This is a genomic window from Kluyvera intermedia (genome assembly GCF_021440345.1).
Lineage (GTDB): Bacteria > Pseudomonadota > Gammaproteobacteria > Enterobacterales > Enterobacteriaceae > Kluyvera > Kluyvera intermedia_A.
On the sequence record NZ_JAKCNS010000077.1, the window covers coordinates 1 to 11,549 of the forward strand.

Consider the following 11,549-nt stretch of genomic DNA (forward strand, 5'->3'; position numbering starts at 1 on the left):
GGGAAACAGGTCAACTACGCAGACAGCCGCGATTGCGGGAAACAGGTCAAGTTAGGCAAGCACTATGGGAAACACAGCAAGTTCAGTATCCCCCCATATGTCAGCAACAAACTAAGGGGGGAGGAAATAAAAATTACAGACTATTGTTTTTTATCAAGAAAATTAAACAGCAAGCGACCATCTTCTTCAGTGGTATATGTTACCTTTAATGGCGTCTTCTCATTAATTTTCTTCAGAGCAGGTTCCAGGAAGGTACGCTTCATTTCAGCAATATTGTTTTTCTGCGAGGCAGGGAGCATAAACCTTTCACATAACCAGTCATGTGTGGTGATCCAGACACCAGTGCTCCGGAACTGACACAGGCTTTCATAAAGCCGGATGACACGAACACTATTAAGCTGGCCACAGTCATAGAGAGAATAGGTAGTGAACTGGGAGGTTAAGCCGACCAGGAATGGCATGACCTTGTAGTTAAATTCAATCTGCCAGGAACCCCGGCCTCGCTTCATTCCTGCTTCAGCCAGCCACGGACGTTTAACTTCTTCAAACTCACCTTCTTTTGGATAAAAGGTAACCGTTGATTCGCCCAGAGCATTTACCCCAGCCTTCACATCACGACTGGCGACAGACGTAGCGACATTGAAGTATTTGACGTAATCGGAAACGCTGATTTTGAAGAGCGGCAATACGTCAGAGTCATCTTCCTGGCTGTCATTAAAATAGGCCTGCATGAGGCATAACCACAGCACACGTTTTGCCTGAAGAGGCAGGTAATATGCAGCTTCGGTCAATTCGTTAGATTGCTTTATACTGGCGCGTTTTTTAAACGTTTTAGTAGCTGGCAAGAGTGCTTGAGTATCCATTTCAACGCCTATGGGTAAATTTTTACCCACCCATAATGACAGTGAAAACAGAAATTGCAAGCTATCGCGATACTTATCCACCGGAAAAATCTGCACTTTATCCACAAGTGGATAATTGAGAACTGAACTTGACCTCTTTCCCATAGCTTGTTGATGCGTATCCCATAGCTTGTTGACACAAAACCCACTGATACGTGATTAATTTCCCATATTATGTTTACCAGTTGCCCATACAGGCCCCCTCTCAGGCCGCACTGTACGCGGCTTTCAGGCTCCCTAAAAGATGTAAAATAAAGAAAAAGAATAAAAAAGTACTTTATAAAAATATGCCCGTGGATAAGTGGATAACCCCGAGGAGAGGTGATTTTTCAGGCATTGAGCGTAAGCAGAATTTATAAGTTTTGTTCCCTGGTGCTTCCTCGCTCACTCGGGGCTTCGCCCTGTCGCTCGACTGCGGCGAGCACTGCTGGCTCGATCATATCCGTGGCCGGAAGATACTACTCCTCCCCCGAGTCGCTCTCCAGAGCCGGCTACAGCGAGACAACCCGCACGAAGATTTCTATCGTCCCTGCAGACATATTCGAATCGTTTTTATTAACCCTGGCTTCCGTCGTGACAGAACACTACGTCCTGTAAAAGGGGGACTAAGGCCCCTGAATCACACACCTGAAATTAATAATGCGGAGTTTTACGATAATGTCATTGCTGGAAACTTTCCTGACCGCTTCTCAGGGGGCAACAATCCTGTTCCTTGCCATGCTGATCTACTGGCAAAAGCGATAAATCCAAGCGGGCTGGCCTTTGGCCAGCTTCGCTGTATAAGGGGAAAAATGCGGCATATCCAGACATTTCACTAGGCAATTTGAATTCAGATATCTATGCTTGGGATCCGGTCAACAGGAGGTAACAAGATGAAACTTGAAACTATACAGATAGATAATACCGTAAGGAGTGGTCTTAATTCTTTCACTGACGGGGTGATTATTCGTGATACAAAGGTATTGATCACGCTCAATCTCCCGGATGGACAGAAAACCACTATTGAGGGGGAATGGCGGCATATGTCGGACGCCAACAGGTTGTCAGAACGTATTACGATGCTTCAGCATGCGATCTATGAGCAGTATGAGGAATACAGAGCAGATATTCCCGTCAGCTGGTCCAGATAACGTCTGACAGACCTCCCCGGCGAGCAGGACGTTCGCCAGCATCATTCTCCTAAGTACTTAAATATTCCCTTTCAGCATGGCTACCGCATCCGCTTCGGGCATCTGAAACTGAACTCGATGCCGCGCAGCAACATCAAGTGCGAACACCTTCGTATAGACTTCCGTCGAGCTAATCGATTTGTGGCCCATCAGGCTCTGCAAAACCTTCAGTGGTATGCCGGCATACAGCATATGCATCGCGTAGGAGTGGCGGAACGTATGCGGGGTGACCGGCACCGAGAATGTCACCCCGTCGACGGCGGCCGCTTCAACCGCTTCGCCAATCCAGGTCCGTACTGTCCGGTCGGTGATGTCCCAGATGCGGGCTTTCTCTGTTCTGCCGGTACGCTTGTTGCGTCTTTCCAGCGGAATTTTCAGGGTGGCCACCATCATCTGCAGCTGGCTGACGTAGTGGTGATCGGAAAGCGGAACCAGACGATGAGCCTGGCTACCGGCGGGAGCTCGGCCGGCTGTCCTGGCCGCTTTTTCGGTGCGCTGCTTAAGCGTGGCCAGCTGCACGAACGGATACGGTGGCACCAGCGAAAAATCCCCCCGGGTCAGCGCCAGCGCCTCGTTGATACGTGCGCCGGTGTTCCAGAGGGTTGCCAGCAGCATCTTGCGGTGCAAATCGGGCACATAATGGAGCAGGGCGCTGACTTCCGGTGCCAGCAGGTATTTCGGTAGTTCATCTTGAACGAGCGCCATCTGGCGCAGGGCCAGCGCGGCGGGATAGTCAATGGCCACCGGCATTTGCGCCGGCTGCTGCGGGTGAGAATATGATAAGAGGCCGCTCATTGGTTTGACATTCCATCAGGTATCACTAATTGATTCCACTCCCTGTTGCGGGTAGCTTCAGCAGCGCGCAGGGCTCTTTCGCGCCTCCAGACTTTACGAAACACGGAAACTGCAGACCATTCATCATGACCTGTAAGACGTGTTTCGGGCATCCCGGTTGCCTTGCGCAGACGGACGGCAAGAATGACAGCGTTGATGCCCAAGCGCGTGAACTGATACTGCCGTTCCCTGAAATAGTCCTTATGCCAAGGAGGGTCGGAGTATTCGGCGGCATATGCAATTGCCCTGTGGGCCTCATCCTGGAGCACCGGCAGTTCACGGATGCGATACATAAGACGTGGCTCTAAAGTCCGCCAGTCACCGGAGACATCGATCAGATTCAGTTCAGGGTAATTCGTGACAGCTTTTCTCTCAGGCTGGGGGGCATCATCATCCTGGCCGTCATCCGTCACAACCCGGAAACAACCCTCAGCATACCGTTCAAGCATGAATACCAACTCGGTGGCAATGTAATGCAGTTCCTTTTTCATTTTATCTTCTGACGCCTGTCTCTCACGCTTAAGCGTGAAATAATGTGTCAGCCAGATGCCAGTGAGTGTTATACCCCCAGTAAGCAGGCCAGTGATAAGCCCGGTTGCCACGTTTCCCCAGATCCCCGCCCCTTGATTAATCAGCTGTACGGAAACCGGATGGGATGTCGCAGCAACTATACTCTCAGTTGCGGCCTGTATATCAGTCATTGATCATTTACCCCTTTATATTCCTGAGAAATCCCGCCCTCTGTCCGTAGTCAGCGGCCGGCAGCCAGCTCTTCAGCCAGTTTCACAAACCTTTTGTGCTCAGTCTGCAGGTAATGGCTGTAAATCCGGGCATCACGTTCTGTCAGTCCGGATGGATTGCCGGTGAAGTAACGTTGCAGCACCGCAATACAGTGATTGTAGGTATCGAGATCATATTCCCAGTTTCCCAGCTCACCGGCCGCATCCAGTTCCTGGCGAAACTGCTCGTATTTACGGAGCAGAATGCCAAGACCTAATTCTGTTGCAGCATAAAGATTATTTTCTCCTGGCGCGGAAATCGCATTACGGATTTTTTCAAAAGCATAACTGAAATCATTTCTCTCATTGAATGCAGTAAACATGTCCTTTCCTCAGTTGAATAGTTAGCCGTGCAATTTTACCACACCTCAATCATCGTCAGATGAGTGCCACTCTGTCGCGACAGTGACTTTCACGAGAGTGATTTTCACATACTAAAATAATAAGCAGCCATATAACAACGTAATTAAATTACCTGACGGCCGCTCTGGCCGGATCCGACTTTTATGTTATTCCACAGTTTCCGGAAGTGTACCACGCACACGGAATAACCACAGCGCCCTTTCAGGGTGGTGAGCGGCCGGTCACGGGGCAGGGGAGGGGCACAACATATATGGTCACTGACAGCTGGAAACACCGCTACATCTTGTGTTTCCGGGCCGCTGCGCGCCGGCGGGGCTGAATCAGATCCGGAACTCAGGGTTTTCGGATCTCAGTGCAAAAAAGAAGAAACGCGCGGTATAACATGATGATGCATGACATCATGTCATTAAATTGACTGAATGAAATATTGATGATTAACTCAGATGATACACATTCATTCATACGGTTTTCCTCACCTTAAATACCATCTATGACAGGAGCGACCATGCTGAGCCAGCTGACCCTGCGCTTTCACAAAAAACTCATCGAGGCACTGAAAATTCGTGCCGGCCATGAAAACACCTCGGTGAATGCCCTGGCGGAGCGCTTTCTTGACAGCGCGCTGAAAACGGCCGCCCCGGAGGACAGCTATCTGGCGTTGCTCGCCGATCGCGATGAGGCCATCCGCCAGATGTACCGCAAAATTATGCTCGGCCAGACCTTCGGTCTGGCGCCGGTCACCCGTGACGAACTGCGGCTGCTGCTCGGACTGACCCAGGAAGGCTGTGTCTACGGCCGCAACCGGCTGGTGACCCGACCGGCCCTGCTGATACTGCTGGACATCACCGGGGAACTGCTGGCCTGGCAGGCGGAGCATGATATGCCTGTCGATCTGCCGTACCTGCAGGGCATTTTTCACCTGCAGGGGACGGCACCGGCCGCCGAATACGCGGACTTTCTTGCGACGCTGCGCCAGCGGCCGATCATCGACCAGGGTTACGCCGAACGGCTGCTGCGCCCGCTGGCGTCACAGTGCTTCGATCTGCGCACCTTCCCGGATGAGGCTCTGGCGCAGATCTTCACCCTGCCACGCCTGCAGGCGCTGTTCCCGCTGGCGCTGCGGGGCGAACCCTGGAGCGAGGAGGATGCGCGCCGGCTGGCGGAGGCTACCCGCCCCGTGATCCCGGCGGTCCGGGAGACGATAGAGGCGGGCACGCTGCGGTTCGATATTCAGGTGGACGGACAGGCGATAGCGTCAAGGCCCGGCGGCTGGTATGAGGTTCCGCGCCTGCACCTGCTGATCACCGGCCAGGATTTTGTCGTGCCGTTCGGCTGGACTCATTTCTCGGAGCTGCTGGGCCTGTTCACCCTGTATGCCCGCCATCCGGAGGCACTCGCCCACGGCCATCACGGTGAGCACGTGATGTTCTCACCGCCGGGTAATGCCTCAAAGGACGGCTTTTTTGGGCTCGACGGGCTGCGGATCTTCCTGCCGCCGGAGGACTTCGAAACGCTGGTTCGTGAACTGGTCGCTCGCTGCAGTGAAGGCACCCTGGCTGATGCACTGAACGGCCTGCGCGGCCTGTACGGAGATCTGTAACCATGGCTCATTCAACAGAACCGCAGCCGTCCGGAAAACACCCCGACCGGGCCGTGAGCACACCGGAGGAAGACCGCTACGGATTTACCTACATCGCCACCGAGTTAGCCCGCGCTATTCAGGGTATCGGTCGGGAGGGCAGTGCCGTGATCGGTATCGAAGGGGCCTGGGGGACAGGGAAAACCAGCCTCCTGAACCTGCTGCGCACGGCACTGGATGAACAGAAAGAGGACCGGACTTATGTACTGAGCATCTCCCCCTGGCTTGACGGCAGCGATACCCCTCTGGTGGCCTCCCTACTGCTGCCGGTCGCCAGCATCATAGCCCAGGAAGAAAAAAAACGGCTTACAGACGTCGAACGGGCGGATCTAGAAGAGAAAGAAGCGCTGCTCCATACGACCCGCACGCTCATCGATTACACCCGGGCGACTGCCCGGAGACTGGCGCCGCTCGCGCAGCTTGCCGGCGTGGTTCCTGGCATCCCCGACGCCAGCGGCGCACTGAAAGCGATGTCAGATCCGGACTGGCTGAAAGGTAAAGAAAAAACCACGGCCCAAATGCGCGCCGACATTGCAGAGAAAATCGCAGAGCTGGATCTGAGTTTCATCGTCCTGCTGGACGATCTCGACCGCCTTGAGCCGGCGCAGGCGGTGGAGGTGGTCAGGCTGGTGAAATCGGTCGCCGATTTTCCCCGTTTTCGCTACCTGCTCTGTTATGACAAAGCGGTGCTGTCACAGGCCATCAGCCAGGGGCTGGGGATTGCTGATGGCGACCTGTATTTACAGAAAATTGTACAGATCTCCTTCGGGTTGCCGCGTCCGGAAACCTTTGTGCTGCGCCAGCAATTTTGGGAGGAGGCTATCCGGTTATACGAAACGGTGAACGGGCGAGCACCAGATCAAAATATGCGAGCCGCTCTGACGAGCGTTGCCGACGTTTATGGTGCTACATTGAAAACTCCCCGGGAGGTTCGGATCGCCATTAATGCGCTGGCATTCCGTTATGCGGGCCTGCGGGACTACGTCTATTTCCCGGATTTGTGCTTCCTGCAACTGCTCCGCACTACAAATACCGGTCTGTATGACTGGGTGGAAGCCTATCTGTCTGAACGGTCAGTGGTGGAGTCCGGCGAGGGCAGTATCAGTGAAGAAGAGCAGAAAGCGCTGACCGAGAGCCTTCAGACTCACTTATCCCGGTATTTTCCTGGGGAAGCACATACCGTCGATGCACTGAGTCAGTGGGTCCCAGGGATCTCTACCGGGCTGATGGACCCTTCCATTCACCTTTTCATCACTGAATTTGAAAAGGAAAAATCCTTACTCACCGCCGAAAGACGGCTGGGTAGCCTGCCGTACTGGCGCTACTATTTCGCCTTCTCTGCCCCGCAAAACGTGCTGCAACCAGCGGTTTTCGACCAAATCTTCGAAGTGGCAGGTCATCCGGGAAAGCAGCAGGAACTGGCCGAACTACTGCTCGGGTATATTCAGGGCAGAAACTTATCCTCCCGAACCTGGTTTGAGCACATACTGACACAGCTGACCCTGCCACATATTGTCTCCCGGACTCCCGCCGAATGCCGCGGTTTACTGCAGTTCTTCCTGGACTACGGTGATGAAATGCTGAGACGTTACCAGGCGGAGGATCCGAGGTTTGAACTGTATGACCTGGACACCTACAGCGTAGCTGACCGACTCATCAGCCGGTTGTTACGGGATACTAATGCGAACGATAACGATACCCAAGCCTTCCTGACAGAACAGACCTGGAACGGCCGGGCCTGGTACTGGATAGCAGAATATATGCGTCACCTGCTGTGGCAGCACGGGATGGCCGGGGACTATTCGAAAGATGAGCTGGAAGAGTGGATGGATCCTGACACATTAGAGATACTTCGTGACTCGCTTGGCAACAGACTGAATAGTACCTTCATCACCAATAAACTGCCGGATTTCCCCCTGCTGGACACGTATATCCGGACATGGTGTGACATTAGCGGAGAAAACGTCGTTCGGGAATGGGTGACTGTACAGACCCGGGAGGATGAGGCTTTTCTGAAGTTGCTTTTACAATTGCGGGATCATCGCACCAAATCAGTAAAGAGGGGTTACCGTACCCTGAAACTGGCCAGCATGACCGATATTCTGGGGGAGGAAGAGCAGATTAAAGATCGTATCAGGCATATCAAAAAGACAGGCCATTATGCAGAACTGGTTGCTCAGGTCGAGCAAGCTATCGCGGGGATACGAGTTTCATCGTCCGAACGCTAAGGCCCCTTTTGGGGCCTATTACCTGCTCTGTGGCGCAAAATTCTATCCGCTAAGATTAAATCATAGGCTGCCTGGTAAAAGAACAGGTGCTGCGCGTTGCATGATGTGATCGGACCGATAGTGACGATATATATACCGGAAAATCGTGGCGACCGGACCGTCAACAACCAGCATGTGCATATCCCACAGCGCTGACAGGGATTTCACCTCAAGGCGAGAACTGTCAAAGGCTATCTCCCCCAGTCTGCAATACCAGCCTTCGTAAAGCCATCTGTGCAGGATACTGTCTGTCCTGAGCCAGCGTTTGAGCGCAGCCTCAGTTTCTGCTGCGACACGCCCCAATTCGTTTAAAGTGTTCATCGTTTTATCTCCATAATGCGGACTGCCCGCCCTCCAGATATACGATCACGACCTGATTACTGCACAGAAATTCCGGACTCATGCCCGATAAATTATAACCATCAGGTAGCGCGGACCTTACCATACTGCCGTTACGCCCTGTCCTCTTAACCTTTGTCGGACGCGTTTGACATATCCTTCATCCATCATCTCATCGGGGAGTCGATCACAGAGGATATTACTCAGAGTGGCGATCGAGTTATCAGATAATCTGAACCCTTTCCTGAGCCCGTACCATGAGCCATCAGAAATGTTATGCAGACGATTAAAAAAATCCGTGAAAAAGTCAGTTAATGATGCTCGTCGCGCTGACACTATCGTCCCGGTCGCTTCGTCAAGGATAAGGACATCGGTACTTTCCCCTCCCAGCACCTGAAGCAGATCGGCAATATCTGGCCAGTATTTCAGATCATATCCATTCAGCTCGTCCAGTCGCGGCTGAATGTAACTCCGGTAAAGACCGTTTTCGCGGCCTGCTTCATCCAGGAAATCTGTCAGACGCAGCAACCTGTCCAGGGTGAAACTTCCGCTTCGGTTAAGTATGTCGCTTCTTCGGCGAAGCATCGCTTCCAGCTGCAAGGCCGTGCGTGATATGTCCTCATTCAGAGACTGAAGCTCAGTATAGTCTGCACGTAAGGCTGAATGTTGTTCCGTCGTGGCAAAGGCCCCGGCAAAAATGCACTGTTCCATAAAGATCCAGAGTTGGAATCCAGTGATATGCTTTGCCTGCAGTTCGACGTAGACAGGTTTCATTTCATCGTGACGGGCTATCAGTCTCTCAAACACAGGCCAGGTTGAACGCCAGGCTGCGTCCGGTACATCACGCCAGGCATGGAGTTTTTCTTTCAATATCTGAAGTGCCTGTACAGCGACTTCACTTTTGTCATCAGTCATAATCGTACTCACAATAAGAACAAGTCAGGTTTCATTATTAACCGACGGGCTGAACGTGTCGGTACCCGAAGAAAAGTTATTCGTAATTTCCGTGGTACCTATTATTTCCGACTTTGAAGGTTTTCGGATCCCGGATGACAAAACGCATGATATTTCCTGTAAATGCAATTATTCATAACATTTATATTCATATATGTTAAAAGTGCGAAATTAGCATCAGTTGTTGGTTATTATTAAGATTTCAGCAACAAACCGTATCCCACCCGCTTCGTTAAAAAAACCGAAGGTCATCAGAAGCGCTCACTGATCGTTCCGGGCTGAGACGGTGGCAGCGTCACGGGTAATGTCTCTATTTTATTGGTCGTGAGGAAGGCCGGATAATGGCCAAACTAAGAAGCCATAGCATTGGGGGCAGCCTGCTGATCTGGTATGATCGAGCAGAGGCTCATCTCAATGAGCAATCCCCGCAACAAATTTTTTCGGGGTGCAACAGACCCTTTAGTGTCCAGGCCTGAAAAAAAAGAAAGCACGGTCTCTGAGAGACTACGGTCCTTACGCAACCATACCGGTTAGCAAGCTTTATATTTTCATTATGACTATCTGTATAACAGGGGAATGAATGTGATTAAAAAAATATGCGAAGTGATTGATGGAGAGTATGTCTGTGACATTGATATCAGTGTGGAAGAATGGAAAATTTTATTAACAAATGATAAAGTTTTTGACACAAAAAGTATTGCAGCGTTAAAAAAATGGTTTATTGAGCCAAATCATTCCTGCACATGCTTCGATATTGGTAAGAAGTACGACCTGCACAGCATGAGTGCTAATGGAGTCATAAACGGACTGGGTGGCAGAGTTCAAAAAGAACTTGGTAGATTCGAGGTTAAAGGTGTCGGAAATATCGCATCCGGTACAAAATTCATTACCGTAATGAAGAGTAAAGAAATCGGCGGAAAACCCAAAAGAAACTTATGGACAATTCGTGAGGAACTTGTTCAGGCAATTAACGAACTGGATTTTTTTGGTACAACAGAAATGGCCAGCAGTGAGTATTACTCTGACGATGAGTTGATCAATGCCATAGAGAAAAGTAATATCTTTGACAACGTTCAGACGTTTGAATATACAGGGGAAGCCAAACCAAAGAAAAATGCAATAGAAGTAAAAAATGGCCTCTCGTATCCCAGGAGTAAAGGCGTATCCCAAAATGCGCTGAATAAAGCAGGTTACAGATGTGAAGTCGATAGTGACCACCCAACATTCAGAAGGCGAAATTCATCCTTAAATTACACAGAACCTCATCACATTGTACCTATGTCCAGGCAAGATGCTTTTGACACATCTCTTGATGTTGAAGAAAATATCATATCTCTGTGTTGCAATTGCCATAAACAAATTCACCTTGGTCAGGGTTATGAAGATATGCTGAAAGAAATATACACTGCGCGAAAAAGGTTATTAAAAAAAGTTGGTATTGATATATCACTGGAAAACTTGATTCTTTATTACAAAATGGAAAGTAAGTGAGATTCAAACGAGAGTGATACCTTCGTTTTATTGGTCGGGATGAACAGCAGATGATGTTTCCGGCAAGTATCGGGTCCAGAAACTTTCTGTTAAAAAAGAGGTAAAAGTAGTCTTGAGCCCTGACTGCGAATTGCCATTGCGCATGACCAGAGAACAGGACGAACCCCTGCCAAACCCAGGCATGAGAAACGCCTTTAAAACATAGACTTAATTAAAATCAGCAATTCCCATCGAAATAATAAGCAAGCAGAATTGGCTCAGGTGAATTTCACTCGGTGCAGTGCATGCGTTGGGGGTTTTTAAAGGAAAAACCCGAAATGAATCGGGTTTTGATTAATTAACGATTAACAGGTTCCCGTGCCCGGGAACACTCTGACTGTACGCGCAATATATTATTTCCGCAATCATTATTTTTGATTACCAAGCCATTTATTCATCTGCTCAATTTCACCTTTTTGAGCTTTAATGATGTCCTGCGCGAGCTTTCTCATTTCCGGATCTTTTCCGTATTTTAGCTCGGTCTCAGCCATTGCTATTGCCCCTTCATGGTGTGCTACCATGCCTTTCGCAAAAGCCTTGTCGGGATCGGAATCTTTTACAGCGGCCATCATTTTGTCATGCATACCTTTCATGCCGGACATATATTCCTGTGACGATGCCGATGAGGATATATCTGACATTTTCATTTCTGAATGTTCTGCGGAAATCGCTGGCAGGGATAACATCAGTATAACAAAAAGCGAATTTGTGATTTTCATATAATAAACCCTTTCAGATGGTTACCGGATAAGTTGGGGTCGCTTCAGAAAACG

At 50.3% G+C, this 11,549-nt stretch carries 12 protein-coding genes and 1 pseudogene; 5 read left to right on the forward strand and 8 right to left on the reverse strand.

Annotated features, from left to right (window positions below; translation table 11 throughout):
• Window positions 1–140: 140 nt before the first annotated feature.
• On the reverse strand, window positions 141–1,007 hold the full coding sequence (locus LZ634_RS18935) for a replication initiation protein (RefSeq protein ID WP_234507998.1): 867 nt from the start codon (window positions 1,005–1,007) through the stop codon (window positions 141–143).
• Between the two features lie 534 nt (window positions 1,008–1,541).
• Between LZ634_RS18935 and LZ634_RS18940 the strand changes: the two genes are divergently transcribed.
• Both LZ634_RS18940 and LZ634_RS18945 read left to right on the forward strand, forming a co-directional pair.
• Window positions 1,542–1,646: a hypothetical protein gene (locus LZ634_RS18940; RefSeq protein WP_032409716.1), complete on the forward strand. Its 105-nt coding sequence runs from the start codon at window positions 1,542–1,544 to the stop codon at window positions 1,644–1,646.
• A 128-nt stretch (window positions 1,647–1,774) separates the two neighbouring features.
• Complete coding sequence (locus tag LZ634_RS18945) at window positions 1,775–2,032, forward strand: hypothetical protein (protein WP_000764642.1); 258 nt, start codon at window positions 1,775–1,777, stop codon at window positions 2,030–2,032.
• A 57-nt stretch (window positions 2,033–2,089) separates the two neighbouring features.
• Here the strand turns inward: LZ634_RS18945 and LZ634_RS18950 are convergent, their stop codons facing one another.
• The 4 genes and pseudogenes from LZ634_RS18950 to LZ634_RS22695 form a co-directional block, all read right to left on the reverse strand.
• Window positions 2,090–2,866, reverse strand: a complete 777-nt coding sequence (locus LZ634_RS18950) for a site-specific integrase (protein WP_000015958.1) — start codon at window positions 2,864–2,866, stop codon at window positions 2,090–2,092.
• Window positions 2,863–3,606 carry a hypothetical protein gene (locus LZ634_RS18955; protein ID WP_000129823.1) on the reverse strand — a complete coding sequence of 248 codons (744 nt, stop codon included), beginning with the start codon at window positions 3,604–3,606 and terminating at the stop codon, window positions 2,863–2,865. The genes LZ634_RS18950 and LZ634_RS18955 overlap by 4 nt, the downstream gene beginning before the upstream one ends.
• Before the next feature lie 50 nt (window positions 3,607–3,656).
• On the reverse strand, window positions 3,657–4,007 hold the full coding sequence (locus tag LZ634_RS18960) for a hypothetical protein (RefSeq protein ID WP_000493378.1): 351 nt from the start codon (window positions 4,005–4,007) through the stop codon (window positions 3,657–3,659).
• A gap of 143 nt (window positions 4,008–4,150) precedes the next feature.
• Window positions 4,151–4,396, reverse strand: a pseudogene (locus LZ634_RS22695) (hypothetical protein); the annotation flags it as partial.
• A gap of 156 nt (window positions 4,397–4,552) precedes the next feature.
• On the opposite strand from LZ634_RS22695, the gene LZ634_RS18965 reads away from it, so the two are divergent.
• Window positions 4,553–5,647 carry a transcriptional regulator gene (locus LZ634_RS18965; RefSeq protein WP_234508000.1) on the forward strand — a complete coding sequence of 365 codons (1,095 nt, stop codon included), beginning with the start codon at window positions 4,553–4,555 and terminating at the stop codon, window positions 5,645–5,647.
• A 2-nt stretch (window positions 5,648–5,649) separates the two neighbouring features.
• Entirely contained in the window at window positions 5,650–7,914 is a 2,265-nt protein-coding gene (locus LZ634_RS18970; RefSeq protein WP_234508002.1) for a P-loop NTPase fold protein, read from the forward strand.
• 60 nt (window positions 7,915–7,974) lie between these two features.
• Here LZ634_RS18970 and LZ634_RS18975 read toward each other — a convergent pair whose 3' ends face one another.
• Together LZ634_RS18975 and LZ634_RS18980 are read right to left on the reverse strand one after the other, a co-directional pair.
• A complete protein-coding gene (locus LZ634_RS18975; RefSeq protein ID WP_234508004.1) occupies window positions 7,975–8,274 on the reverse strand; it encodes a hypothetical protein in 300 nt (99 codons plus the stop codon).
• Window positions 8,275–8,391: 117 nt separating this feature from the next.
• On the reverse strand, window positions 8,392–9,207 hold the full coding sequence (locus LZ634_RS18980) for a hypothetical protein (RefSeq protein WP_234508006.1): 816 nt from the start codon (window positions 9,205–9,207) through the stop codon (window positions 8,392–8,394).
• 621 nt (window positions 9,208–9,828) lie between these two features.
• Between LZ634_RS18980 and LZ634_RS18985 the strand changes: the two genes are divergently transcribed.
• A complete protein-coding gene (locus tag LZ634_RS18985) occupies window positions 9,829–10,737 on the forward strand; it encodes an HNH endonuclease (RefSeq protein ID WP_234508008.1) in 909 nt (302 codons plus the stop codon).
• Window positions 10,738–11,144: 407 nt separating this feature from the next.
• On the opposite strand, the gene LZ634_RS18990 is transcribed toward LZ634_RS18985, so the two are convergent.
• Entirely contained in the window at window positions 11,145–11,495 is a 351-nt protein-coding gene (locus tag LZ634_RS18990) for a DUF305 domain-containing protein (protein ID WP_032716639.1), read from the reverse strand.
• Between the last annotated feature and the right edge of the window lie 54 nt (window positions 11,496–11,549).

Excerpts from the sequence above, each read along its gene's own strand:
- LZ634_RS18935 (WP_234507998.1), bottom strand. The coding sequence starts at position 1,007 with ATGGGAAAGAGGTCAAGTTCAGTTCTCAATTATCCACTTGTGGATAAA.
- LZ634_RS18940 (WP_032409716.1), top strand. The coding sequence starts at position 1,542 with ATGCGGAGTTTTACGATAATGTCATTGCTGGAAACTTTCCTGACCGCT.
- LZ634_RS18945 (WP_000764642.1), top strand. The coding sequence starts at position 1,775 with ATGAAACTTGAAACTATACAGATAGATAATACCGTAAGGAGTGGTCTT.
- LZ634_RS18950 (WP_000015958.1), bottom strand. The coding sequence starts at position 2,866 with ATGAGCGGCCTCTTATCATATTCTCACCCGCAGCAGCCGGCGCAAATG.
- LZ634_RS18955 (WP_000129823.1), bottom strand. The coding sequence starts at position 3,606 with ATGACTGATATACAGGCCGCAACTGAGAGTATAGTTGCTGCGACATCC.
- LZ634_RS18960 (WP_000493378.1), bottom strand. The coding sequence starts at position 4,007 with ATGTTTACTGCATTCAATGAGAGAAATGATTTCAGTTATGCTTTTGAA.
- LZ634_RS18965 (WP_234508000.1), top strand. The coding sequence starts at position 4,553 with ATGCTGAGCCAGCTGACCCTGCGCTTTCACAAAAAACTCATCGAGGCA.
- LZ634_RS18970 (WP_234508002.1), top strand. The coding sequence starts at position 5,650 with ATGGCTCATTCAACAGAACCGCAGCCGTCCGGAAAACACCCCGACCGG.
- LZ634_RS18975 (WP_234508004.1), bottom strand. The coding sequence starts at position 8,274 with ATGAACACTTTAAACGAATTGGGGCGTGTCGCAGCAGAAACTGAGGCT.
- LZ634_RS18980 (WP_234508006.1), bottom strand. The coding sequence starts at position 9,207 with ATGACTGATGACAAAAGTGAAGTCGCTGTACAGGCACTTCAGATATTG.
- LZ634_RS18990 (WP_032716639.1), bottom strand. The coding sequence starts at position 11,495 with ATGAAAATCACAAATTCGCTTTTTGTTATACTGATGTTATCCCTGCCA.